Genomic DNA, 23849 nt, shown 5'->3' with positions numbered 1-23849 from the left:
CCTTCTACAGCGTGGTCGCTGATCAGATCAGCGGGTTCGGATCGGTTTTCTCGAGCTCGAGCGACGCGGCCAGCAAGGCCAGGCGCGCCACCACGCCGTACATGTAGAAACGGTTCGGCTCACCGGCGCCTGGCTTGGCGTGGCTGTCCGGCAGCGAGGTCGACGCGAACGGCAGCGGCACGAAATGCATGCCCGGCGCGTTCAGATTTTCATCCACGCCGCGGCCCGTGTGTACCCGGTAAAAGCCGCCCACCACATAACGGTCGATCATATAGACGACGGGTTCGGCCACGGCCTCGTTGATCTTCTCGAAGGTGTGCACGCCTTCCTGCACGATCACCTCGGAGACCTCCAGGCCTTCCTTGACCACGCTCATCTTGTTGCGCTCCTTCCGGTTCAGGCCCTTGACCTCGGACGGATCGCGCACGGTCATGACCCCCATGCCATAGGTGCCGGCGTCGGCCTTGACCACCACGTACGGGGTCTCGGTCACGCCGTATTCCTTGTACTTCTTGGCCGTCTTCTTGAGCACCGTCTCGACGGCGTGGGCGAGTTCCTCCTCGCCCGCGCGCTCGTGAAAGTCCAGCCCGCTGCACTTGGTGAAATACGGGTTGACCATCCACGGATCAATGTCGATCAGCTTGGCAAACTTCTTGGCCACCTCGTCGTAGGCGCCGAAGTGGTTCGTCTTGCGGCGCTGCGACCATCCCGCGTGCAGCGGCGGCAGCAGGTATTGCTCGTTGATATTCTCGAGGATGGGCGGCACGCCGGCCGACAGGTCATTGTTCAGCAGGATCGAGCACGGGTCGAAGTCGTCCATGCCCAGGCGGCGGCCCTTGGTCCCGATGCGCTTGAGCGGCTCGACGACGAGGCGCTGGCCATCGGGCAGATCGATCGGCGTGGGCTCGGTGATGTCGTCCGACAGCGAACCGAGGCGCACATTGAGCCCGGCCTGGCGCATGATCTGCGACAGGCGCGCCACGTTCTGCAGGTAGAACATGTTGCGCGTGTGGCGCTCGGGGATCAGCAGGAGGTTCTTGGCGTCGGGGCAGATCTTTTCGATCGCGGCCATGGCGGCCTGTACGGCCAGCGGCAGCATCTCGGGCGCGAGGTTGTTGAACCCGCCCGGGAAGAGATTCGTGTCGACGGGCGCGAGCTTGAAGCCGGCGTTGCGCAAATCGACGGAACAGTAGAACGGCGGCGTGTGTTCCTGCCACTCGAGGCGGAACCAGCGTTCGATGGCGGGCGTGGCGTCAAGAATCTTCTGCTCGAGCTCCAGCAGCGGCCCGTTCAGCGCGGTGATCAAGTGCGGAACCATACCCTTCCTATTGATGTTATTTATCGCCCACTCCGATTGTAGAGGAATAGGCAATAGCTTGCAGACGATAGCGGGCTATCGATATGCGGCCGGGAGGGGGATTCGCAAGAGCCAGTCCGCGGCAGTGCGCAAAGCCACACAAAAACGCGGACAAAAAAAAAGCGCGGGGCTGCCGCGCTTGGGGAATAGCCTGACAGATACGGGGAGCGTTCTGCAGGTGGAGGAAACCACGTCTGCAATGTAAGCGCGCGCATAACGACAGGCAATTGAAGGTTTTTTACATCGGAATTAAGGACGCGCCGGCCCGGGAACGGCTCAAAGCCCCCGTCCAGTGGTGTGGAGCGCGCTGCAATGAGGAAGACCCGGCACATGGCCGGGTCTTCTGGAGATGCGCGGACGGTCAGTCTTCGTAAGCCGTTTCGCCGTGAGACGTGATGTCCAGGCCTTCGCGCTCTTCCTCTTCCGGCACGCGCAGGCCGACGATGACGTCCACGATCTTGTAGGCGATGAAGGCCACCACGCCCGACCAGATGACGGTGGTCAGCACGCCCTGCAGCTGGATCCACAACTGGCCGCCGATCGAGTAATCATCGGCCACCTTGTTGGCAACGTAGTCATAGATGCCGGTGCCGCCCAGGCTCGGCGCGGCGAACACACCGGTCAGCAGCGCGCCGAGGATGCCGCCCACCCCGTGCACGCCGAAGACGTCGAGCGTGTCATCCATGCCCAGCATGCGCTTGAGGCCATTCACGCCCCACAGGCACAGCAGGCCGGCGATGAGGCCCAGCACGATCGAGCCCATGGGGCCGACAAAGCCAGCGGCCGGAGTGATGGCGACCAGGCCCGCCACGGCGCCCGAAGCAGCACCCAGCATCGACGGCTTGCTCTTGCCGAACCATTCGCCGAAGCTCCACGACAGCACGGCAGCGGCGGTGGCCAGCAGCGTGTTGACGAAAGCCAGGGCGGCGCTGCCGTTGGCTTCCAGGGCCGAACCGGCGTTGAATCCGAACCAGCCGAACCACAGCAGCGAGGCACCCACCATGGTCAGCGTCAGGCTGTGCGGCTTGAGCGCCTCACGGCCGAAGCCGATGCGCTTGCCGAACAGGAAGGCACCCACCAGGCCTGCCACGGCGGCGTTGATATGCACGACGGTACCGCCGGCAAAATCGAGCGCGCCCTTCTGGAACAGCCAGCCCGACTTGGCCGTCATCACCTCAGCCGCCTTGGCATCGGTGAAGCCGTCCGGGCCCGGCCAGAACCACACCATGTGCGCGATCGGCAGGTAGCTGAAGGTGAACCACAGCACCACGAACAGCAGCACGGCCGAGAACTTCGCACGCTCGGCGAAGGCGCCGATGATCAGCGCGCAGGTGATCGCCGCAAAGGCACCCTGGAATGCGAAGTACGCGTACTCCGGCACCACCACGCCCTTGCTGAAGGTAGCGGCCACTGAGTCCGGCGTCAGCCCCTTCAGGAACAGGCGATCGAGCCCGCCGAAGAACGCGTTGCCTTCCGTGAAGGCAAAGCTGTAGCCGTAGAGCGCCCACAGGATGATGACCAGCGAGAAGATGCCCATGCACTGCATCAGCACCGAGAGCATGTTCTTCTTGCGCACCAGGCCGCCGTAGAACAGAGCCAGGCCCGGCAGCGTCATGAGGATGACGAAAGCGGTGGAGACCAGCAGCCACGCGGTATCGCCCTTGTTGGGCACAGGCGCGGCAGCCGCCGGCGCCGAAGCGGCAGCCGGTGCGGCAGCGGCAGAGGGGGCGGCGGGCGCCGGCGCTGCGGCCTGGGATGCTGCAGCGGGGGCGGCAGCCGCGGCCGGTGCCGAGGCTTCTGCGGCAGGCTTGTCCTGCGCAGCGGCCGGTGCCGAGCTCACGGCGCCCGCAAGCACCGCGACAACGGCCCCAGCCGTCAGGAATCGAGTGAACCAGGTTTTCATGTTTTGACCTCTTCCTTGGCAGATGGGGGCTTACAGCGCGTCGCCACCGGTCTCGCCGGTGCGGATGCGGATGACTTGTTCGACGTCGGCCACGAAGATCTTGCCGTCGCCGATCTTGCCGGTGCGGGCCGATTTTTCGATGGCCTCGACGGCGCGCTCCAGCACGTCGTCGGGTACGGCCACTTCGATCTTCACCTTGGGCAGGAAGTCGACGATGTACTCGGCGCCGCGGTAAAGCTCGGTGTGGCCCTTCTGGCGTCCGAAGCCCTTGACCTCCGTCACGGTGATGCCCGAGACCCCTACCTCGGACAGCGCCTCCCGGACCTCGTCGAGCTTGAACGGCTTGATGATGGCCATGATGAGTTTCATGCTGGATTCCTCCTCGGACAGCGGCACCCGGAGGCGCCGCCACGCATCGTTATTGGAAAGTCTTGGTGATCGACAGCAAGGCCGTGGCCTTGCCCATGTAGTTGCCGCGTGTGTTGGTATAGAACGCGCGCGACGCATTCGTGTCGATGTAGGCCAGCGAGGCCGCCCAGCCGCCGCCAAAGTCCTTCGTCACGCCGACCTTCCAGTCGGCGTACGAAGCGCGCACGGTCTGGTGCGGCACCTGCTGGTAGCCGACGTGCAGGTTCAGCGTCAGGCCCCAGAAGCCGGTATCGAAGTTGCCCGACAGATCGAAGTACTGGCTGTGGTGCGAATCGGGCGTACCGAACAGGTTCGAGAACGCATGCGAATACTTGAACGTGACCGGCCCGTAGCCGATCTGCGCGTAGCCTTCGGTGGTGTGCGGGCGGGTGTAGTCGCTCGGGTAGCTGCCCGGGTAGTAGTACTGCAGCACGCCCACATCGATGGGCACGTCCTTGATGATCTCGGTCTTGTAGCCGGCGTAGAAGTCCATCTCGATCGGCGCGGAGACGTTCGAATTCGAATCGCTCAGCCAGCTGATCGACGAGTTCCAGTTGCCGACGTAGAAGCCCTCGGGCAGCACGCCGCCGGGGATCGCGTAGTCGAAGCCGCCCTGGATGGCAGGCTTGTTGTTGGTCTGCATGATGCCGCGGTAGCGGTATTGGCTGGCCAGCGTGACGTTGGCCGTCAGCGCGGCCGGCGCCGGCGCGGCAGCCGGAGCATCGGCCGCCGGAGCGGTCTGGGCCACGGCGGATTGGCACACACCGGCAGCGGCACCGGTCAGCAGCACCAGACTGGCTGCATAAGCAAACGTCTTCATGACGGCTCTCCCCCTTTAGAAAGTCGCAACGGCAATGGAAAAAAATCGCACCGGTTCTGCAACTGTCATGCCATGTTGAGCAGGGCGGATGGACCGAGCGGTGGCGCGAAGCGCCACCACGAATGGCGACATGCGGGCGCAGGGAAATCGGGGACGGGTCCGCCGACGGGGGGAGCGCTCCCCGCCGATGCGCCTCCCAGGCGGGTTCAGCCCATCAGGCCGCTTGCGGACATGGCGCGATAAAAGCCATGTGATAGAGTGATTTCAGTCCTGTGCGACGCGCCCGCAAGCGCGGTTCCGGGCGGCAGGGACTGGCTCTGTCCCCGTTTGGCCGGCCACGCCGATGCCGCATCGCAGCGAGATTTGCCGGGCGGTGTGCCGTTCAGGGCGCACACCCGGTACCATCCAGGCCGGCGACCCCAAAACCAGGCGCCAGACCGGGGCTTTCGCACCACGGCACAGCATGTCTTCCGCACAGTCGCGGTGCATGCACCGGCTTGGCGCAGCCAGCACGATCCACGGAGCATCCAACATGAAACCCACCGACCTCTTTACCGACTTTCAGAACCGCGTGAACGAGGCGCTGCGCAATTCGCCGGCCGCCGACATCGAAAAGAACGTGCGCGCGATGATGACGCAGGGCTTTTCCAAGCTCGATCTGGTCACGCGCGAAGAGTTCGACATCCAGTCACAGGTGCTGGCACGCACACGTGCCCGCCTCGAAGAACTGGAAACCCGCGTGGCGGCGCTCGAAGCGCAACTCAAGTCGACCGCGCCTGCCGACCAGTGAACCGCTGGGGCCCGGCCGGTGGTGCGCCAAGCGCGCCTGCGGCGCGCCGCTGTGCCGGCAGGCTCACCCTGCTGCGGCGCACAGCGAAAACCGCCTTGTTGCGGCTGGCGAACTGATCTAGAACTCCTGTAAGGCTGACGCTTGAGGAGAAAGATCATGCAGCATCGCCTTTATTTTCTATTGCCGGACGCGGCCAGCGCCCGGCGCGTGATGAACGACCTGCTGCTGGCGCGCATCACCGAGCGCCACATCCATTTTGTCGCCCGCGAAGGCGCCGACCTCACCGGCCTGCATGAGGCCAACCTGCTTCAGACCTCCGACATTGTCCACGCCACCCAGAATGGGCTGGTGGTGGGCGGTGGTGCGGGCGTGCTGGCGGGCGTGGTGGCCGCGCTCTTCCCGATCATCGGCGAGGGGCCGCAGTGGGGCATGGTGGGCATCACCACGGTGGTTGGCGCGCTGTTCGGCGCTTGGGCTTCCAGCATGATCGGCAGCTCCGTGCCCAACAGCCGGCTCAAGCCGTTCAGGCAAGCGGTGGAGGATGGGCAGATCCTGCTGATGGTTGATGTGCCGCGCTCGCGCGTGCCCGAAGTGCGCGCGCTGCTGCAGAAGACGCATCCCGAGGGCCACTTCAGCGGGGAGGACACGGCTATGCCAGCGTTCCCCTGATTCCGATCTGCCAACAAACCGAACCGGAGCCGAGGCTCCGGTTTTTTTATGCGCCCCGATCGTCAAATTTGGATGCATTGCGATACGGCGGCACGGGCCGGCTGGCACAGTGACGGGCTCGTCTTACGTCGCACACCGTCACGCCATGTTTCGATGTTCTGTCCCGCACCACGCCCGTGATCTCTGCCGGAGGGCGGCGCGATGAGCCTCGCCGTTCTGCGCTCGCGCGCGCTGTCGGGCATTGATGCACCGGCCGTTTCGGTGGAGGTGCACCTGGCCAACGGGTTGCCGTCGTTCACCATCGTCGGCCTGCCCGACACGGAGGTGAAGGAAAGCAAGGATCGGGTGCGCGCAGCCATCCAGAACAGTCGCTTCGAGTTTCCGGCGCGTCGCATCACCGTCAACCTCGCGCCGGCGGACCTCCCCAAGGAATCCGGCCGCTTCGTTATGCCCCGTCCTAACTGTTAGGAGGCCGGCAGACCTATGGGGCCAGCGACAACGATGGTTCTTTTTTGGCTTTTTTCCTATATATGGCAAGCCCCGAAGGGGCGCGTCAGTATGCGAGTGTGGTCAAGTCCGGTACCCCGAAGGGGCTGTCCACAGCCCTGTGCTGTGGGCAGCGGAGTTGTCCACACGGGGTTAACCCAAAACCCAACTTTCATTTGCGCCGATTTGCGTGCTTGTCGCCGGCAACGCTGCAAGCACGCCAGCTTCCAACCTGCCGCCTATATGCCCCCAGGGAAAGACCGGCAAGAATTTGCCTCCAAACGGACATAGCGTCGCTTAGACGGCAGAACTGTGCCTCTAGAAGACATAGTGGCGGAGTCCCTTGGTTGAAGGGCTATCTCGGCCGCAAAGCGTCGTTGCTGGTCAAGAGCTTTTCTCGAGTAGCCCCTTCGAGACCAGCCTGCTTTCGACGACGTGCCCAATCTTCTTCTTGTCTGTCCGATTGAGGTACGGCCAAGTAAGAACAAATTTCGCTAGGTCGTCGTCCTCGCAATAGAGGTATGCGGCTGAGACCTTAAGCACTCTTGCAAGCTTTTGCGCCACCTCGAACGGCGGTTCGTGCACCCCGCTCTCATATCTGCTAATGCGCGCGCTCGCAATTGCATCATCCAAGCCGATGGCAACGCCGAGTGCGTACTGGGGAATGCCTGCGCGCAGCCTTGCCTGCCGCAAGCGCAGCCCGAATACAGTAACCGGCTCTTTTTTTCCCATAGTGCGAATATCGCAGAATTCGCATTGCACTTCTCTACGAAATTCGTAGAATTGAATCTGCAGCTCGGCCTGCACGAGCACTTGACAAAGTGCCCATTTTTTTGCGACGGCCTCCCGTTCAAGTGCCATGAGTAACGAAACGCTGACTTTCCGCATGCAAAGGCACCTGGCGAACCTACTCCGAGCGCTAGGGCACGAGATATGAGTCTGGACAATGTGCCGGAGGACTTCCCTCAGCCCTCATTTCCGATTGGGACCCAGAGCGCGCAACACCCATTCGACGCTACGTTGTCTTGGCGCGGCTACGTTGCATGGGTGACGACTGAGGAGAGGTATGACCGCTGGGCCTTCTGCGAGGCTTTAGCTAAGCAGCTACTTCCGTTCGCCCAGGACGAGGCAGCGAAGTTTCCCGGTAATTCGGCGGAGGACGCGCTTGGGCAGGTGTGGGTCGCAATAGCCCGTATGGGATGGGTGTCGCTCGCAGAACTGGATTGGCTCATCCTTCGAATTAAGGCTCTGCTGCAATGGTAGGAGTGGGGCCTCTAGTTTGGGGCCACGCATCAGGAGATAGCCACATGTCATCTCGTCAGAAGAAAGGCAACGCTGTGCCTTGCGGCCATGTATCCACACCTGCGGCCTGGCAGCAAAAGGTCGTCACAGACATTCCGCCAACGGTTCACGCCTTGGGCAAGGCAACGTGCCGCACTCCGGATGAACTCCTGACCAGTCGAACGCGCTTTGGCAATCCAATATACGCAGTCGAAGACTCTTCCCACGAAGGGACCTGGTACTTCTCCAATGACCTACAGGATGCGGTTGCGCTTGGCTTGCAATGGGTCGAGAAGGGTTGTGCCCTGAAGCAGACTCCCGAGGACCAGGACGGTGAGGTGGTTTACGCCTACTCTGTGGATGGCCTCGAGGAAGACGCGGACCTTGAGTACCTCTTGTACAGCCATCGCCTTTGGCAAACTACAGACGCTGACATGAATGAAGCGGCAACGCCGGAAACTATGACGCGCGTACGCACAGAGCTCTTCAAGTCCATTAACCATTGGCGGTCGTACTTCACCTTACTCGATTTTTCGCATCCGGCGTCAGTAACTGGCTACCTGGAGGATTGGGAAAATGACTTGCAACCATAGCCGACGATGACTTCCTGTGCTGCCTTTCCATCGCCATCACATGCACAGTCATGGCCAGCGTCAGCATAGGACGGACCATGGCCCGCAGGCACCTCACCCCGAAGGAGATGGAGGCCGAGATAGGCGGCTATCTCAGGACCTACCGAATTCACCGCAATATTGACCAAGCGACTCTGTCCGAACGCGCCGGCATCAGCGTGCGAGCTCTTCGAAACCTTGAGACGGGCAATGGTTCGTCATTGCACACGCTATGCCGCGTGCTCAAGTCCTTGGGGCGCGAAGGATGGCTCGACGTGATTGCGCCTGTCCCCACCATCAACCCATTGATGCTTACGCGCCAAGCGATGCCCAGACAGCGTGCGAGTAAGCCCAGGAAGATGAAAAGCAGCGCTCGTGGCGCCATTGTCGGTGACGCTGAGCAAGGAACGGAATGAAGATTTCACCGTAACGAGTAGTTCATACAGGCCGACAATGAGGACTCCCGAAGCTGGCTCGACGCAACACCCGACATGGTCGCCAACAGGAATTGAGCTTGTTCGCCGACTCGACCTTCCGCTGGCAGCACGAGGCCCCGCCTCGTACCAGCGCGAGTTTGTCGACCATTACGTTCCCAATGAGTCGTGGCTGATGCCACCCGACATGGCCCAGGCGCTTTGTCGTCTAGGCCGCCGGCGCGAGGCGCAGCCTGCGGGCATCGAGGCGCGTGATGGTTTCGCGCAATCGCTCGTCAACCTGGCTTGGAACACATCCCGCTTGCAGGGTAACCGCTACAGCCTGCACGCAGCCGAGGAACTGCTCAATGGCGGCTCCGTACGTTGCAACGTAGTCACCGTGATGTTGCTCAACCACAAAGCAGCTGTCGACTTTCTTATCGATTGCCCTCCGAAGGAGCCGCTCTCCAGCCTAGCCGTCCAAAACCTGCACGCGATTCTCATGCAGGACTTGGTTCCAGATAGCAGCTCACTTGGCGCCATCCGCAACGGTCCGCTCGGCATTGCCGGCACGCTCTACTCGCCAATGCAGGAGCCTGACGTCATCAAGGCGATGCTGGACTCCATCGTGGATAAAGCGGCCCGCATCGAGAACCCAGTCGAAGCTGCCTTGTTTCTGTGGATTCAACTGGCCTACCTGCAGCCGTTCGAGAGTGGCAACGAACTAACCAGCCGCCTCGCAGCAAATATCCCGTTGCTGCTTCACAACTGCGCTCCGCTGACGTTTCAGGATGTCACCAGAGACGACTATGCGCGTGCCATGCTTGCGGTATATGAGCTCCGGGATGCCACGCTTGCCGCCAACCTGCTCTCATGGACCTATCAGCGCTCCATGGCGAAAAGCGCAGCGGCCCGAGATACTTGAGGCAGAGAATGGTGCAGCGCTTGAAAGACATTGTTAGCCTGCTCTACAGACCTCCGACGGACGGCCTACGACAAGCGACGCGCCTCCTTCGGGGTCCGCCAACTACGAAAAAAAATTGTAACCGAGCGCACCATAGAACACATGGTGTGACGAGCAGCACCTTATTCGCGTTTCGCGAAGAAGCCTCACCGAGCTTAGAGTCGCCACGGATGCACTCGACTGGTCTGCCATGGTTGGCGGTGGCGCCACAACATCGGAGGTCCGACAGATGCGACTCACTTCATCGACAAGCGACTTCACCATTGCGGGCGTGAGGCGACCGGGATTCCCGATATTGCTCTGGAAGGACATGCGGAGTTGCGAGCCTGTCAACGAATTCCTGCGCGTCTATCTACTGAGAGGCACCATCGAATCAGAGAGGTCGTGGGAGGCGATAGCTCGAGCGCTCTACGACTACTTCGGTTTCTTAGAGGCGAACGGCCTCCAGTGGGATGACGTCAAGCGAGGCGAGCAAAAGAATCTCGTCGCTGCCTATCGAGACTATTCCTTTAAAGAATGCCATCTGGCTCGGAACACGGTCAGACAACGCCTTGTGTATGTCTGTGAGTTCTACAAGTATGCAGTGCGGAAGCAATGGGTGGACGCTTTGCCTTATGCATACGAACTCCGACGCATCGGCAAAAGCGCGGAATTCCTGGCGCACATTGACCGCTCAGGCGGTGAAGTACAAGTTCCGTCTGTCATGCCTAAGAAGCACAAGACACTTGTCCGCTACTTGACTCTTGACCAGGCGCGGCGCCTTCTCCGGGCAGCTGACAATCCCCACCATCACGCATTAGTGAACCTCGCGCTCCGGACCGGTCTACGTCGCCTGGAGCTCGCGACATTTCCTCTGTCTTACGTAGTTGACCCAGACAACCTTGGAACCACCGAACCCAACGTTACGCTCCACCTTGACCCCGAAGATGGCTCCGGCATGCGAACGAAGGGCTCAACGCCGCGCGATTTAGTGGTGTCGCGAAACTTGATGAGATACCTCCACCGGTATGCAATCCACTACCGAGGTGAACGCTCCTCTCTCAACAATGAGCCGCAACTCCCCCTGTTGCTCAACCAGGACGGGAAACCGTACGCCGCCGATGGCAAGGGGATTGGACCAATAGTTTGCGAACTTGGTCGCCGTGCTGACGTTCAAGCCCACCCCCACATTCTGAGACACACATACGCAACCCATACGCTGTCAAGCCTTCAACGCGCCCGCAAATCATCGGGCATTGAACCGTTAATCTTTCTAAAAAGTCAACTCGGCCACAAGTCGCTCAGAAGCACAGAGATATACCTGCACTGCTCTAACGAGCTGGCAATCTCGGCAATCATTGAATATGACAGAGAACTCGAATCTGAAGCGTGGTCGATGACACCATGATAAGACGGAAACAATTCAAAAAAACAGACCTATCGATACCGGTTTTACAGTACGAAATAACCGATGAAATCATCAAGATACCTCCGGAAGCACTGGAGGTCCAAAACACAATAGTTGAGTTCCCAGCCGGCTCTCGCTATCGCACCTTTGCATTCACCGGTTGGTATGGCGTTGGAATCGATATAATCACATACGCTTGTCAAAAGCAGATTGAACGATTCCTTGCTGGCCAAGATAGCGAAGTTGAAACATCAACCGTCATAGCTTACTGCAAAACTGGATTACGTCACTTCCTCGACTATCTCTGCACATTGAGCCTTGCGCTGAATCGTGACCTCGCACTCGATGACATCAATAGAGATGTCATCGACGGGTATATTGGTTGCATTAAAAGTAACGGTGGCTCTGAAACTTTCCAAAAAAACCAATATACCGCAACCAAGCCAGTTCTGAAGGAACTATGTCGCCGTGGCTTCATCAAGGAAGTTATTGGCGGCGACGAATCCACTTTTCCTCGCAACCCATTCCCCGGCAGCCACAAAGGCAATAAGGGCGAAAAACCTTTAACAAAGGCTGAACGAGCCTCTGTCGCAGTCGCGCTAAGAACTGCGGTTATGCCAATATTCGATAGCTCAGCTGAACCAACCAGCGATGTATTGGCCTATGCATATCTAATCATCGCGCTGCACACAGGGGCAAACACCACGCCACTGTTAGAAATGACACCTGATTGCTTAAGACCGCATCCGAAGTCCGGCATGTCATTTCTGACCCTCTTTAAGCGCCGCGGACATTCCACACGGGGGATTGTTGTCCAGGATGGCAGCACCGACGGTCACATCGTGGATTCGCTACCAGCGGTGCGGCCAACAGTGGCAAAACTCGTCCGCAGAGTAATCGAGCTATCCGCGTCCTTGCGGGCCAAATCACCCGCGCATTTCCGAAATAGAGTCTGGCTCTATCGAGTGCGAACAACAACCAATTTTGTCAGAGCTGGCGATATTAGCGCTTTAACACCAAGCACTCTCGCCATCGCCATCCGCCGCCTAGTAAATATCTACAAGCTAGTAAACAGCGATGGAAAGCCATTAAGACTGAACGTAGGACGGCTTCGGAAAACTTTCATTAACAGAATATATGAAATCCTGGATGGTGATGTTGCGGCCACAGCGACGGCGTCCGGAAGCAGCATTGCAGTGACCGACATTAACTATCTTAGGCCTGGAGAGGATGCAAAGAAGAACTGGCGATTCCTAGGAATTGTGCTTACACACGAGTTGACGACCGATACCCTAGGTTCAACAAAACGGACTCCTATCGGTGGCTGCACCGACGTAAAAGATGGACAGTATGCCCCCAAGAATGGCAAAGAAGTCTGCATGAATTTTCTCAACTGTGTGCGATGCAAAAATTACGTAGTGACCGCGGATGATTTGCACAGACTTTTCAGCTTCTATTGGCGTATCTACGAAGAGCGCGCGCGAATGGACGCTCGACAATGGAGAAAGTCTCTTTCACATATAGTTCGGCTAATTGACCGGGACATAATAAGCCACGGAATTTCCAAGAAACTATTCCCCATAAAGGCCGTCAACGAAGCCAAGAATCTAGCCAGGGAAAATCCGCATCCATTCTGGAAGCACGATTTAGTTATCCAAAACATCAATCAAATATCAACACAATGAAACCCATCACACCAAACGGGGTGTTTGATGACTTCGCATCCCAACCCAATCGAACGGCGGGACTCAGGAAATCCGATAGAGATAAATTAATAATCTCCCTACGGGTGACCGAAGGTCTAGTGCAAATTATCAGCCGCTACGGAGACGATGTATGGTGGATTACCCTCGCACGCAGAAATACAAGAAAATCAGATACCAAAATTGACTTCACATCCCTCCCCGAAGCGTATCGACAAACGGCGAAAGCTATCCTCTATAGATACATAAGACGCGGCGCAATTGGCAGTGGCAGAGCCCCTGCGTGCGCCACCATTGTGCAGTTTTTCCGCCACGCAAAATCATTCTTCGAATATCTTGCGAAAATCAAAATTACAAGCCTGTCCAGCGTTACTGACTTGGCTCTAGCAAATTATTTCCGAAAAATCGAAACCAAAAAGAATAAGGCTACCGGCAAACCATACTCCCGCCGAACAGTCGATAAGCAGATAAAAACCGCTAGAGCTATCTGCGACCTATCTCAATTCACAGATGACCCGACGCCTTCGCCTCTCACTACGTATTCCAGCAATGTTGACGTGAAACTCAAGAAGAAAAAAATCGGTGAGCCAACCCGTCGCACCCCACTGATGCCTGACGACGTGTTCACAGCACTCTTCAATAAGGCTTGGGGCGTCGTCACGGATGCGGCACGACTTTTGAGAATTAGGTCCAACCTCGACACTGTTCACGCTAAAAACAAAAAGCAACCGACAAAGAAATATCTCACTATGCTGAAAACCCCAGCACTAAGCAATGCGGGATTCAGTGGCACATTTATGGATTTTAAGCTTCAACTCAAAGATATACGCATCGCGTGCTACATAATTATCGCGAGCTTAAGCGGTTGCCGTGTACATGAGTTGGCAAACCTCAAGACGGGAGCCTACTACTCCACGGTCGGGGATGATGGCGAACGGTATTGGTGGCTCCGGTCCGAATCAAATAAGACTTACGAAGGGCTAACCGAGTGGATGGTCCCCGAAGCAGCAATCACGGCAATCCGAGTTCTGGAACAATGGGCTGCACCCTATCAGGAGAGAATACGTGCTGAGATACAGAGTTACCACGCTCTCGACGAGATGGACTCTCGCATCGCTGAAGCAAGGGAACATGCTGAATCGCTATTTCTCGGAGCTGACACTCGAAATGGTAACCTGGTTCGCACTCTGGCCACGCAAGCCTTCAACAATGACTTGCGTGAATTCGCTGAATCATGTGGTTTAAGTTGGATTCCCACAACTCATCAGTTCCGCAGAAAGTTCGCCAACTACGTTGCACACAGCAAATTTGGCGACCTTCGTTATCTTCGTGAGCATTTTAAGCACTGGTCAATAATGATGACCTTAGGCTATGCCTTGAACGAATCGCAGGATATGTCTCTATTTCTTGAAATAAGAGACGAGCTGGACGATATAAAGTTCGTGGTGGTCGATAGTTGGCTCAACCCTTCCGAACCGCTTACTGGTGGCTACGGCAAAAACCTGGTCGCATGGCGCCAGAGTGATGAGGCCGTGACCATGTTCAAGTCTCGCGCCGACATGGTGCGGTCCATCGCAACAAGCACAGCGATTCGAAGCAATGGTCACGCCTGGTGTACGGCGGACCATCTATGCGTAGGGAACAATTTCGACAAAACGCGGTGCGGTGCTGGTTGCGAAAACGGCGTGGTTGGGAAGGAACATAGAGTGTTCTACTCCGGTCTCCTGGCTCATCTCAATGAGTTGGGAACACTAACTGACATCGGACCAGGAGGTGTCGCTAGAGTGCAAAGGGACGTTGCACGCTGCGAAGACGTACTAGCCCAGCTTGGCTAGCTTTAGACGGGGGCGACGCGAATGACCACGAGGAAAAGCGCCCAGGTACGCCGGAAGGAATTTGAGCTTGCCATTCTTCGTATAGAACACGGGCGAGCGAAAACAAATCCACGCGGCCTCAGCATTGCTGCTGTTGCCGCAGAGGTGGGTGTCTCGCACACCCTTATTCATGTCCACTATCCCGACATTGCTGAGCAGATAAGGAGCAGGAACGGTTCCGCTACCTCAGCAGCCGCTGGCCGGAAGCAATCGCAGCTGGAACATGCGCTCCAAAAGAATGTTGAAGCCCGCAGGGTGATAACCGAATGCGAGGAGGAGGTCAGGAAGTTGGCCACAATTAATGACATGTTGCTCGATGAGATTGCGGAGCTGAAGGCCAGGTTGCAGGGTAGCAATGTCGTGGATATGGGACGTGCCAAGAAATGAGGTTCCAGCGCGCAAAAATTCTTGGCCCGAGTCCTAACTGTTAGGAACGCGCCTAAATACTTGACCTGGCAATCGCGCTGGGCATCCTCGCCGCGAGCCGGCAGATTCCGCACACGCACCTCGATGCGCACGAGTTTGCGGGCGAGCTGTCGCTGTCTGGCGACCTGCGGCCGATCCGAGGCGCCTTGGCGATGGCGTATGCGCTGTCACGCCACCCCGCCGCGGCTGACGGCGAGGCGCCGCTTGCCCGCGCCTTCGTGCTGCCTGCCGAAAACGCTGCTGAAGCCGCACTCGTGCGCGGCACCAAGGTGCTGCCTGCGCGCACGCTCATCGAGGTGTGCGACCACCTGAGCGCGCCGGACCGCAAGCTGGTGCCAGCCGTGCCGGCCGCTGTGGATGTCGATGTGCGCTACCCAGACCTCGCCGACGTACGCGGCCAGCCGCAGGCCCGCCGTGCGCTGGAGGTCGCTGCAGCGGGCGGCCATTCGATGCTGATGATCGGCCCGCCGGGCACGGGCAAGTCGATGCTCGCGCAGCGCTTTCCCGGCCTGCTGCCGGACATGAGCGACGATGAAGCGCTCTCCGCCGCCGCCGTGATGAGCCTGACCACGCGCGGCTTCGACGCCAAACGCTGGAAGGTCCGGCCATTCCGCGCGCCGCATCACACCGCCTCGGCGGTGGCGATGGTCGGCGGCGGCAACACGCCGAGGCCGGGCGAGATCTCGCTGGCCCACCAGGGCGTGTTGTTCCTCGACGAGCTGCCCGAGTTCGAGCGCCGCGTGCTCGAAGTCCTGCGCGAGCCGCTGGAGACCGGCCACATCACGATCTCGCGCGCGGCGCATCAGACCGACTTCCCTGCCAGCTTCCAGCTGATTGCCGCGATGAACCCGTGCCCGTGCGGCTACCGCGGGCATCCGTTGCGCGCGTGCCGCTGCACGCCCGATCAGGTCGAGCGGTACCAGGCACGCATTTCCGGGCCGCTGCTCGATCGCATCGACGTGCAGATCGAGGTGCCGACGCCGTCGCAGGAAGAACTGCTCGATGGCCCGCCCGGCGAGCCGACCGCGAGTGTGGCCCAGCGCGTGTCGGCCGCCCATGCCCGGCAGCTTGCGCGGCAGGGCAAACGCAATGCGCTACTGGCCGGCCATGAGATCGACCTCTACTGCGCTCGCACCGATGCAGCAGACGGCCTGCTGCGGCATGCGATGACACGCTTTTCGTGGTCTGCCCGCGCGTACGCCCGGGTACTGAAGCTCGCCCGCACCATCGCCGATCTCACAGGCGACGAGCAGATCGACGCAGACCACGTGGGCGAGGCGATCCAGTATCGCCGCGGGGTGAAGGCAGACTAAGGCGATCCGGCTGTCATGGTGCGCGTCAGGCCGTCTGCCGCTTCACGAAGAACAGCGCCGCACCGATGCTCATCAACATGCCGCCAAAGAAGCGGCTCTGCCAACGCAGCGCACGCGGGTTGCGGAACAGGCGCTGCGCACGCGAGGCAAGCAGCGCATAACCGTGCATGACGATCAGGTCGACGAACACCATCGTCACCGCCAGGATGCCGAGCTGCGCCAACAGCGGCCGGGCCGGATCGATGAACTGCGGCAGCACCGCCACCATGAAAAGGATGCCCTTCGGGTTCGTCAGATTGGTCAGCAGCCCCGCCAGGAAGCGCCGCATCCCGCTGCCCGCCCGCCGCACCGCTTCGCCGTCCGCCGGCTTGCCGATGTGGATGGGCGTGCGCCATTGCACGATGCCCAGGTAAATCAGGTACAGCGCGCCGATGATCTTGATAGCCGTAAAGGCATGCTCCGACGCCACCAGCAGCGCGCCGAGCCCGGCTCCGGCAATGAACAGGATCACCACGAGGCCGACCTCGAGCCCGGCAATGGTGACCGACGTCCGGCGCACGCCATGCGTCAAGCCGTGGGTCATGCTCAGGATCGCGCCCGAGCCCGGTGAAATGGCAATCACCCAGGAGGCCAGGAAAAAGGCCAGCCAGACTTGCAACGTCATGGTGGTTCCCCGTGATGTTGGTATGGACGAGAACGACGATTGTGCACCGGCGTGCGGCAGCTCGCTTGGGCCCGCTAATACGGGTGGAAGCTCGCCAGGAACTGGTCGACCTGTTCCTGTTGGCGCGCATCGCGCGCGGCGTCGCCCGATTCGAGCACCACGGCCTGGTACGCGCGCTTGCCGGTGGCGACCACGCGCGCAGTCAGGCGGCGCGGGGCGGGGTCATCACCGCCGGCGCCCTGCGCGATCAACTCGACCGCCGGCAATGACAGCGGCGGTTGCGCGGCTGTCTTCACGGCGATGTCGCGCACCTCCACGCGGCCCTTCAGGTTGGCTGCGAGCCCACTGCGCAGCGCCTCCACGGCGTGCTGGCGCCAGACCGGGTCGTCCGCTGGCAATTTGACCACGCCAATGGCGAACAGCGTGCCCTCGATGCTGGCGGCCTGCATCGTCATCGGCAGCCGTTGGCCGTTGACGGCAACGGGGCGGGCGTCGGTCGTGGGCCTGGCGGGGTAGTCCACCGCGTAGGCGCCCTCGCTGGAATGCACGGTGCGCCAGTCGTACTTGGGCGAGCAGGCCATCAGCAGCGCACACAGCGCGGTACCCAAACCCATCCTCACCGCCTTTGCCGTGATGGTCACATCGCCTCCTTCGTCGTTCTGCGTCTTTTGGAGCGGACTATTATCGGACAGAGACGCCCGCCCGCTTCCGGATGCCTGCCATGCCCAGTCCCCGCCTCATTGCCGTCCGCGCCGACATCACGACCCTGGACTGCGATGCCATCGTGAACGCCGCCAACAGCACATTGCTGGGCGGCGGCGGTGTCGACGGGGCCATTCATCGCGCAGCCGGGCCCGAACTGCTCGAAGCGTGCCGCGCGCTGCACGGCTGCCGTACCGGTGAAGCGAAGATCACGCCAGGCTTTCGCCTGCCCGCGCGATACGTCATTCATACCGTCGGGCCGGTCTGGCACGGTGGCAGCCGGCAGGAAGCCGAACTGCTGGCGGCGTGCTATCGCAACAGCCTCGAACTCGCCCGCCGTCATGAGGTGCGCACCCTGGCATTTCCGTGCATCAGCACGGGCGTGTACGGATTTCCCCCCGAATTGGCCGCGCCGATTGCCGTGCGCACCGCGCGGGAGCATGGCGCCGGCCTCGATGCGATCACGTTCTGCTGCTTTTCGGCCGCCGACCTCGCCCTGTATGAGGCAGCGCTCGCTGCAGAAAAGTGACGCAGGAACCGCAATGCACGGATTGTCGCAGCCGGCATGCGGCGCACGCGCGCCGGGCCTACAATAGCCGTCTGTGACTGATTCCGGAGCCGTTGCCAACATGGCCTCGCCCCTGACCTCCTCCGCCCATGCCGCGCCCGCCGCTTCCGGTGGCCGTCGCTGGCTGCTGCCCGTTGCCTTGCTCGCGCTGGCCGTCGCCGGCTGGCTCGGCTGGCGTGCATTCTCGCCGTCGCAGCAGGTCCCTGCCGCCACGTTCACGCTGCTCGATGGGCAGAAGCTGTCCACGCAAGACCTCAAGGGCAAGGTCTACCTGGTCAATTTCTGGGCGACCAGCTGCGCCACGTGCGTCAAGGAAATGCCCAACATGGTCCAGGCGTACAACAAGTACAAGGGCGAGGGCCTGGAATACGTGGCCGTCGCAATGAGCTACGACGCGCCGATGTACGTGATGAACTTCAGCCAGACGCGCCAGTTGCCGTTCAAGGTCGCGATGGACGCCGACGGCTCTGCGGCCAAGGCCTTTGGCGACGTGCAGCTCACGCCGACTACCTTCCTCGTCGACCGCGACGGGCGCATCCTCAAGCGCTACGTCGGCGAGCCGGAATGGTCGTCGTTCGATGCGCTGCTCAAGCAGACGCTGGCCAAGCAGGCCTGAGCCGTCAGCGCACAGCAAAAACGCCCGGGGCGTTTTCTTTTCTGCGACGCCGTTCAGAGGCCGTAGCGCTTGATCTTGTCGTACAGCGTCGCGCGGCCGACCTGCAGGATATCCGCCGCCTGGTGCACCGACCCGCCGGTGCGCGCCAGCGTCTCGGCAATCACCGTGCGCTCGTAGCGCTCGACGCGCTCCTTGAGCGGCATGCCGTCTTCCGATGCATCGGTCACCACGGGTGTGCGGCCGACGCCGAGCACGAGCCGGTCCGCCGCATTGCGCAGTTCGCGCACGTTGCCGGGCCAGTTCGATTGCATGAGCTCATGGCGCTGGCGTTCGGCCAGCATCGGCAGCGGACGCTGGTAGCGCACCGCGGCTTCGAGAAGGAAGTGCTCGAACAGCGGGATGATGTCTTCGCGGCGCTCGCGCAGCGGCGGCAGGTCGATGGCCACCACGTTCAGGCGGTAGTACAGGTCGCGCCGGAAGCCGCCCGCTTCGATCAGCGCTTCCATGTCGCCCTTGGCGGCTGCCACGATGCGTACGTCGATGCGCACCGACGTGTTCGACCCCAGGCGTTCCAGCGCGCCTTCCTGCAACACCCGCAGCAGCTTGACTTGCAGCGCGATCGGCATGCTCTCGATTTCATCGAGGAACAACGTGCCGCCCGAGGCGTGCTCGAGCTTGCCGATGCGCCGCTTGCCCGCGCCGGTGAAGGCGCCGGCTTCGTGGCCGAACATCTCGCTTTCGAAAATCTGCTCCGGCACGGCACCGCAGTTCAGCGCGATGAAGGGCTTGTCATGGCGCGGCGACAGCATGTGCAGGCTGCGGGCGACGAGCTCCTTGCCCGTGCCGGTCTCGCCGTTGATGAGCACCGGCGCGTCGGTCGCCGCCACGTTTTCGATCAGCGCGCGCACCGCGCCCATGGCAGGCGAGCGCCCGATGATGCGCGTACCCGCCGCGGGGCCAGCCAGTTCGCGGCGCAGCGCGCGGTTTTCCAGCTCCAGCGCACGGCGCTCGACGGCGCGGCGCACGGTCTCGGTCAGGCGCTCGGCGGGGAACGGCTTTTCAATGAAGTCGAAGGCGCCGTCTCGCATGGCCTGCACGGCCATGGTGATGTCGCCGTGGCCGGTGACGAGCACCACGGGGATCCCCGTCCCAAACGACTGGCAGTGCGCAAGCACATCGAGGCCGCTGGCGCCCGGCAGGCGCAGGTCGCTCACGACCACGCCGGGGAAGTTCGCGTCGATCTTGCCCACGGCCTCTTCGGCGCTGCCAAACGCCTGCACGTTGAAGCCGGCCAGCTCCAGGCTCTGCGCGGTGGCCTGGCGCACAGGCGGGTCGTCTTCGATGAACAGAACGGTCAAGCCTTCGGACATGGGTCGTGTTCGCAAGAAAAAATCAGGTGGATGCCGCGCAGGCGATCTCGGCGCGTACCAGTGTCAGCGTAAATTGCGCGCCCCCGCCGGGCACATTCGTAGCCGACAACGAACCGCCAAAGTCGCGCGCGATGCTCGTCGAGATGGCCAGGCCCAGGCCCAGCCCCTGGCCGATCTCCTTGGTGGTGAAGAACGGCTCGAACAGGTGCGGCATGGCGTCAGGCGGAATGCCCGGGCCGTTGTCGCGCACCGCAATACTCAGCTGTGACGGCGCGCCCTCGGCAGGCCCGACGTCGATGTCGATGCGGCCCGGGCAGGCCGGTTCGTTGGCGCCGATCGCGTCGAGCGCGTTGCCGACGAGGTTGATGAGCACTTGCTCGAGCTTCAGTTCATCGGCGCGCACCACCGCTTGCGCTTCGGGGATGCGCCAATGCAGCTCCACCGCGACGTCGCTCAGGCGCGGACGCAGCAGCGCCAGGGTGTGATCGAGCGCCACGCGCACCTGCACATCCACCACCTTGCGGCGCGTGCGGCCCGCGAACAGCTTGAGCTGCGCGGTGATCTTGCCCATGCGCTCGGTCAGGTCGGCAATGGCCTGCAGGTTGTCGGTCGCGGCGGCGTGCTGCCCACGCTCGAGCAGGATGCGCGTGTTGTCGGAGAACGTGCGCAGCGCCGCCAGCGGCTGGTTCAGCTCGTGCGTGATGCCGGCGGCCATCTGGCCGAGGGCCGCGAGCTTGCTGGCCTGCACGAGCTCATCCTGCGTGGCGCGCAGCTCGGCCTCGGCGCGCGTACGGTCCACGATCTCGTGCTGCAGCTGCTCGTTGGTGGCCATCAGATCGGCCGTGCGGTCTTCGACGCGACGCTCGAGCTGGTCGTAGGCGGCTTCCAGCAGGCGGCGGCTGCGCAGCATTTCCATCATGCGCAGGCGACGCTGGCGCCAGTAGAACAGCAGCAGGCACGCAAACGCGAAGGCGAAGGCAGCGGCCACGGTGGCGCTGCGCGCGGCGCTCATCACCGGGTCCACGGGCGTGAGGTACATCAGCGTCCAGTCGGGCTCGACAAGGTCGCGCGAGACCTGCAGATAGCGCGTCGCATTCGCGCGCTCCCCGATGCGGATGAGCTCGGCGCCTTCGGGCAACTGCCCCGTCAGCCTCAGGAAACCCGGCGCCTCAGGTTGCAGCGGCAGCGGCTTGATCTCTTTGCGGAAATACTGGCGCGTGGCCTTCAGCTGCGCCTGCAGCGTGGGCGTGAGCGGCTCGACGGTGTGGTACTGCCACGCCGGCACGGACGACAGGAAGATCACGCCGTTCTCGTCAGCCACCATCACCGGTTCGGAGGCATCGTGGCTCGCGCGCCCGAACCATTCGAGGTTGAGCTTGACCACGGTCACGCCGATCACGCGGCCGTCCTGCATGACCGGCTGCGAGATGTAATACCCCGGCTCCTCGCGGGTGATGCCAATGCCGTAAAACCGGCCGACATGGCCCGCCACCGCCTGCTGGAAATACGGCCGGAACAGATATTCGGCGCCCACGAAGCTGTCGGGCTGGTTGTAGTTCGATGCGGCCAGCGCCTTGCCGCTGGGGTCGATCACGTACGTGGCGGTCGCGTGCGCGCGGTCGTTGACTTCGCGCAGATAGCGGTTCGCGCGGTCGACGTTGGCCGGCGTCGGATCGGCCAGCAGATCGTGGATGAACGGATGCAGCGCCACCAGCGCCGGCAGGTATTCGTAGCGGTCGAGCGTGCTCTTGAGGTTGGCAGCGTAGCGGTCGACCCGGCCGCCGGCGGCCTGCTGCGCTTGTGCCAGGCCGCGGTTCCACGTCACCACAAAGGTGGTCGCGCACACCAGCGCCATCACCACCACGAGCGCGAGCGCTACCAGCCACCAGAACCCGCGTCGGGAGCCGGGGGCGCTGGTGAACGAGAAATCGGGATCGGACATCGGCGGGAGCTGGGCGGACACTGTCGCCATGTCTTCCGCTGCCGCGCCGGCCGTCGTGCGTGTCACGAGGCGCTCCAAATGGAAGCGGGGCCGTCTGGAAGGACAGGCCCCGCAATCATACGCTTTCAGTCGGGGGCGCCCGCAGGCACTGCCCGTGGCGAGCGATCAGGCCGCCGGCGTGGCCGGCACGCCTTCGTCGCTGCGGTCGCCCGACAGCACACGGGCCAGCTTGGCGCGATCGAGTTCGCGCTCCCAGGCCGAGATCACCACGCAGGCCACACCGTTGCCGGTGATGTTGGTCAGCGCGCGGCACTCGCTCATGAAGCGGTCGATACCGAGGATCAGCACCATGCCCGCCACCGGAATCGTCGGCACCACCGCCAGCGTGGCGGCCAGCGTGATGAAGCCTGCACCGGTGATGCCCGAAGCGCCCTTGGAGGTCAGCATCGCCACCGCCAGGATGGTCAGTTGCTGCGTCCAGGTCAGCTCGATGTTCAGCGCCTGCGAGATGAAGATCACCGCCATCGTCATGTAGATGTTCGTGCCATCCAGGTTGAACGAATAGCCGGTCGGCACCACCAGGCCCACCACCGACTTCGAGCAGCCCAGCTTCTCCATCTTTTCCATCAGGTGCGGCAGCGCGGATTCCGACGAGCTCGTGCCCAGCACGATCAGCAGCTCTTCCTTGATGTACGCAACGAAGCGGAAGATGCTGAAACCCGTGAGCCGCGCGATGATGCCCAGCACCACCACCACGAAGATGACGGCCGTCAGGTAGAACGTGCCGATCAGCTTGAGCAGCGGCACCAGCGACACCACGCCGTACTTGCCGATGGTGAACGCCATCGCGCCGAACGCGCCGATCGGGGCCACGCGGGTGATGACGTGCACGATGCGGAAGAACACGTGCGCGATCTGGTCGATGAAGTCGGTCACGATCTGCGCGCGCTCGCCCATGGCGGACAGCGCACCGCCGAACAGCAGCGCGATCAGCAGGATCTGCAGGATGTCGCCCTTGGCAAACGCATCCACTACCGTGCTCGGGATGATGTTGAGCAGGAAGTCCACCGTGCTCGCCGATTGCGCCTTGGCGGCGTACTGCGCCACGGCCTTGGCATCGATGGTGTTGACATCGACGTTGAAGCCCGCGCCCGGGTTGAAGATGTGGCCCGCGGCCAGACCGATCACCAGCGCAAAGGTCGAGACGATCTCAAAGTAGATCAGCGCCTTGCCGCCCACGCGGCCCACCTTCTTCATGTCGCGCATGCCGGCAATGCCGGAGACGACCGTACAGAAGATGATCGGCCCGATCACCATCTTGATGAGCTGGATGAAGCCATCGCCCAGCGGCTTCATCTTCACGGCGAGCGCGGGCGAGTAATGGCCGAGCAGAACGCCGATGACGATAGCCGCCAGCACCTGTACGTACAGGATTTTGTAGAACGGTTTTTTCATGTCTTCCTCGAGTGTCACAGACCGGCCGTGCGCTCGGTTGCTCGCCCGGTCCGACCCGCCCTGATGTGGTCTCTCTCCTGCCTCGCTACGCCGATGTTTCCGGCGGCTCCCGTGGCAGGTCGCTCCT

At 61.6% G+C, this 23849-nt stretch carries 21 protein-coding genes and 2 pseudogenes; 13 read left to right on the top strand and 10 right to left on the bottom strand.

Annotation, left to right across the window (positions count from 1 at the left end):
* Positions 1-22: 22 nt before the first annotated feature.
* The 4 genes from gshA to KHN96_RS21020 all read right to left on the bottom strand — a co-directional run bounded on the left by gshA (position 23) and on the right by KHN96_RS21020 (position 4488).
* On the bottom strand, positions 23-1318 hold the full coding sequence (gene gshA, locus KHN96_RS21035) for a glutamate--cysteine ligase (RefSeq protein WP_045785677.1): 1296 nt from the start codon (positions 1316-1318) through the stop codon (positions 23-25).
* A 400-nt stretch (positions 1319-1718) separates the two neighbouring features.
* Positions 1719-3260 (bottom strand): ammonium transporter, encoded by a 1542-nt coding sequence (locus KHN96_RS21030; protein ID WP_045785676.1) that lies wholly within the window; start codon positions 3258-3260, stop codon positions 1719-1721.
* 30 nt (positions 3261-3290) lie between these two features.
* Positions 3291-3629: a P-II family nitrogen regulator gene (locus KHN96_RS21025; protein WP_045785675.1), complete on the bottom strand. Its 339-nt coding sequence runs from the start codon at positions 3627-3629 to the stop codon at positions 3291-3293.
* 49 nt (positions 3630-3678) lie between these two features.
* A complete protein-coding gene (locus KHN96_RS21020; RefSeq protein WP_045785674.1) occupies positions 3679-4488 on the bottom strand; it encodes a TorF family putative porin in 810 nt (269 codons plus the stop codon).
* A 532-nt stretch (positions 4489-5020) separates the two neighbouring features.
* On the opposite strand from KHN96_RS21020, the gene KHN96_RS21015 reads away from it, so the two are divergent.
* From KHN96_RS21015 to KHN96_RS21005, 3 genes and pseudogenes are all read left to right on the top strand, one after another.
* Complete coding sequence (locus tag KHN96_RS21015; protein ID WP_045785673.1) at positions 5021-5278, top strand: accessory factor UbiK family protein; 258 nt, start codon at positions 5021-5023, stop codon at positions 5276-5278.
* 156 nt (positions 5279-5434) lie between these two features.
* Complete coding sequence (locus tag KHN96_RS21010; protein ID WP_062739450.1) at positions 5435-5947, top strand: hypothetical protein; 513 nt, start codon at positions 5435-5437, stop codon at positions 5945-5947.
* Between the two features lie 201 nt (positions 5948-6148).
* Positions 6149-6400, top strand: a pseudogene (locus KHN96_RS21005) (magnesium chelatase domain-containing protein); the annotation flags it as partial.
* 417 nt (positions 6401-6817) lie between these two features.
* Here KHN96_RS21005 and KHN96_RS21000 read toward each other — a convergent pair.
* The gene (locus KHN96_RS21000; RefSeq protein WP_309473627.1) at positions 6818-7321 is read right to left on the bottom strand and encodes a helix-turn-helix domain-containing protein; all 504 of its coding nucleotides are present in this window, start codon (positions 7319-7321) and stop codon (positions 6818-6820) included.
* Positions 7322-7740: 419 nt separating this feature from the next.
* Here KHN96_RS21000 and KHN96_RS20995 point away from each other — a divergent pair, with 419 nt between their 5' ends.
* The 8 genes and pseudogenes from KHN96_RS20995 to KHN96_RS20960 form a co-directional block, all read left to right on the top strand.
* Positions 7741-8307 (top strand): transposase, encoded by a 567-nt coding sequence (locus KHN96_RS20995; protein WP_244855920.1) that lies wholly within the window; start codon positions 7741-7743, stop codon positions 8305-8307.
* 77 nt (positions 8308-8384) lie between these two features.
* Positions 8385-8741, top strand: coding sequence for a helix-turn-helix domain-containing protein (locus tag KHN96_RS20990; protein WP_211888734.1), 357 nt, complete (start codon positions 8385-8387; stop codon positions 8739-8741).
* 193 nt (positions 8742-8934) lie between these two features.
* Positions 8935-9663, top strand: coding sequence for a Fic family protein (locus KHN96_RS20985; RefSeq protein ID WP_181817637.1), 729 nt, complete (start codon positions 8935-8937; stop codon positions 9661-9663).
* A gap of 268 nt (positions 9664-9931) precedes the next feature.
* Positions 9932-11089: a tyrosine-type recombinase/integrase gene (locus KHN96_RS20980; RefSeq protein WP_082062907.1), complete on the top strand. Its 1158-nt coding sequence runs from the start codon at positions 9932-9934 to the stop codon at positions 11087-11089.
* Complete coding sequence (locus tag KHN96_RS20975) at positions 11071-12774, top strand: hypothetical protein (protein WP_244855917.1); 1704 nt, start codon at positions 11071-11073, stop codon at positions 12772-12774. Before KHN96_RS20980 ends, KHN96_RS20975 begins: the two co-directional genes overlap by 19 nt.
* Entirely contained in the window at positions 12771-14627 is a 1857-nt protein-coding gene (locus tag KHN96_RS20970; RefSeq protein WP_115043809.1) for a site-specific integrase, read from the top strand. Before KHN96_RS20975 ends, KHN96_RS20970 begins: the two co-directional genes overlap by 4 nt.
* A 21-nt stretch (positions 14628-14648) precedes the next feature.
* Positions 14649-15053, top strand: a complete 405-nt coding sequence (locus KHN96_RS20965) for a hypothetical protein (RefSeq protein ID WP_062738658.1) — start codon at positions 14649-14651, stop codon at positions 15051-15053.
* A gap of 62 nt (positions 15054-15115) precedes the next feature.
* Positions 15116-16405 (top strand): annotated as a pseudogene (locus KHN96_RS20960) (YifB family Mg chelatase-like AAA ATPase); the annotation flags it as partial.
* A 25-nt stretch (positions 16406-16430) separates the two neighbouring features.
* Here KHN96_RS20960 and KHN96_RS20955 read toward each other — a convergent pair.
* Together KHN96_RS20955 and KHN96_RS20950 are read right to left on the bottom strand one after the other, a co-directional pair.
* Positions 16431-17069, bottom strand: coding sequence for a LysE family transporter (locus tag KHN96_RS20955; RefSeq protein WP_062738659.1), 639 nt, complete (start codon positions 17067-17069; stop codon positions 16431-16433).
* A gap of 74 nt (positions 17070-17143) precedes the next feature.
* Entirely contained in the window at positions 17144-17683 is a 540-nt protein-coding gene (locus KHN96_RS20950; RefSeq protein WP_062738660.1) for a hypothetical protein, read from the bottom strand.
* Positions 17684-17790: 107 nt separating this feature from the next.
* On the opposite strand from KHN96_RS20950, the gene KHN96_RS20945 reads away from it, so the two are divergent.
* Complete coding sequence (locus KHN96_RS20945) at positions 17791-18300, top strand: O-acetyl-ADP-ribose deacetylase (RefSeq protein ID WP_373271742.1); 510 nt, start codon at positions 17791-17793, stop codon at positions 18298-18300.
* 100 nt (positions 18301-18400) lie between these two features.
* Positions 18401-18955: a TlpA disulfide reductase family protein gene (locus KHN96_RS20940; RefSeq protein ID WP_062738662.1), complete on the top strand. Its 555-nt coding sequence runs from the start codon at positions 18401-18403 to the stop codon at positions 18953-18955.
* 53 nt (positions 18956-19008) lie between these two features.
* Here KHN96_RS20940 and KHN96_RS20935 read toward each other — a convergent pair whose 3' ends face one another.
* From KHN96_RS20935 to KHN96_RS20925, 3 genes are all read right to left on the bottom strand, one after another.
* Entirely contained in the window at positions 19009-20325 is a 1317-nt protein-coding gene (locus tag KHN96_RS20935) for a sigma-54-dependent transcriptional regulator (protein WP_045785666.1), read from the bottom strand.
* Between the two features lie 22 nt (positions 20326-20347).
* Positions 20348-22297, bottom strand: coding sequence for a sensor histidine kinase (locus KHN96_RS20930; protein WP_045787748.1), 1950 nt, complete (start codon positions 22295-22297; stop codon positions 20348-20350).
* Between the two features lie 135 nt (positions 22298-22432).
* Positions 22433-23722: a dicarboxylate/amino acid:cation symporter gene (locus tag KHN96_RS20925; RefSeq protein WP_045785665.1), complete on the bottom strand. Its 1290-nt coding sequence runs from the start codon at positions 23720-23722 to the stop codon at positions 22433-22435.
* Positions 23723-23849: the final 127 nt, after the last annotated feature.

The organism is Ralstonia mannitolilytica (genome assembly GCF_905397375.1).
In the GTDB taxonomy this organism is placed as follows: Bacteria; Pseudomonadota; Gammaproteobacteria; order Burkholderiales; family Burkholderiaceae; genus Ralstonia; species Ralstonia mannitolilytica.
Note: the sequence above shows the minus strand (reverse complement) of the source record. Positions and strands in the feature narration are given on the sequence as shown.

Excerpts from the sequence above, each read along its gene's own strand:
- KHN96_RS20990 (WP_211888734.1), top strand. The coding sequence starts at position 8,385 with ATGGCCCGCAGGCACCTCACCCCGAAGGAGATGGAGGCCGAGATAGGC.
- KHN96_RS20995 (WP_244855920.1), top strand. The coding sequence starts at position 7,741 with ATGTCATCTCGTCAGAAGAAAGGCAACGCTGTGCCTTGCGGCCATGTA.
- KHN96_RS21015 (WP_045785673.1), top strand. The coding sequence starts at position 5,021 with ATGAAACCCACCGACCTCTTTACCGACTTTCAGAACCGCGTGAACGAG.
- KHN96_RS20945 (WP_373271742.1), top strand. The coding sequence starts at position 17,791 with ATGCCCAGTCCCCGCCTCATTGCCGTCCGCGCCGACATCACGACCCTG.
- KHN96_RS20950 (WP_062738660.1), bottom strand. The coding sequence starts at position 17,683 with ATGGGTTTGGGTACCGCGCTGTGTGCGCTGCTGATGGCCTGCTCGCCC.
- KHN96_RS20970 (WP_115043809.1), top strand. The coding sequence starts at position 12,771 with ATGAAACCCATCACACCAAACGGGGTGTTTGATGACTTCGCATCCCAA.
- KHN96_RS21000 (WP_309473627.1), bottom strand. The coding sequence starts at position 7,321 with ATGCGGAAAGTCAGCGTTTCGTTACTCATGGCACTTGAACGGGAGGCC.
- KHN96_RS20980 (WP_082062907.1), top strand. The coding sequence starts at position 9,932 with ATGCGACTCACTTCATCGACAAGCGACTTCACCATTGCGGGCGTGAGG.
- KHN96_RS20940 (WP_062738662.1), top strand. The coding sequence starts at position 18,401 with ATGGCCTCGCCCCTGACCTCCTCCGCCCATGCCGCGCCCGCCGCTTCC.
- KHN96_RS20930 (WP_045787748.1), bottom strand. The coding sequence starts at position 22,297 with ATGGCGACAGTGTCCGCCCAGCTCCCGCCGATGTCCGATCCCGATTTC.
- KHN96_RS20985 (WP_181817637.1), top strand. The coding sequence starts at position 8,935 with ATGCCACCCGACATGGCCCAGGCGCTTTGTCGTCTAGGCCGCCGGCGC.
- KHN96_RS20955 (WP_062738659.1), bottom strand. The coding sequence starts at position 17,069 with ATGACGTTGCAAGTCTGGCTGGCCTTTTTCCTGGCCTCCTGGGTGATT.
- KHN96_RS21020 (WP_045785674.1), bottom strand. The coding sequence starts at position 4,488 with ATGAAGACGTTTGCTTATGCAGCCAGTCTGGTGCTGCTGACCGGTGCC.
- KHN96_RS21010 (WP_062739450.1), top strand. The coding sequence starts at position 5,435 with ATGCAGCATCGCCTTTATTTTCTATTGCCGGACGCGGCCAGCGCCCGG.
- KHN96_RS20935 (WP_045785666.1), bottom strand. The coding sequence starts at position 20,325 with ATGTCCGAAGGCTTGACCGTTCTGTTCATCGAAGACGACCCGCCTGTG.
- KHN96_RS20925 (WP_045785665.1), bottom strand. The coding sequence starts at position 23,722 with ATGAAAAAACCGTTCTACAAAATCCTGTACGTACAGGTGCTGGCGGCT.
- KHN96_RS21025 (WP_045785675.1), bottom strand. The coding sequence starts at position 3,629 with ATGAAACTCATCATGGCCATCATCAAGCCGTTCAAGCTCGACGAGGTC.
- gshA (WP_045785677.1), bottom strand. The coding sequence starts at position 1,318 with ATGGTTCCGCACTTGATCACCGCGCTGAACGGGCCGCTGCTGGAGCTC.
- KHN96_RS21030 (WP_045785676.1), bottom strand. The coding sequence starts at position 3,260 with ATGAAAACCTGGTTCACTCGATTCCTGACGGCTGGGGCCGTTGTCGCG.
- KHN96_RS20965 (WP_062738658.1), top strand. The coding sequence starts at position 14,649 with ATGACCACGAGGAAAAGCGCCCAGGTACGCCGGAAGGAATTTGAGCTT.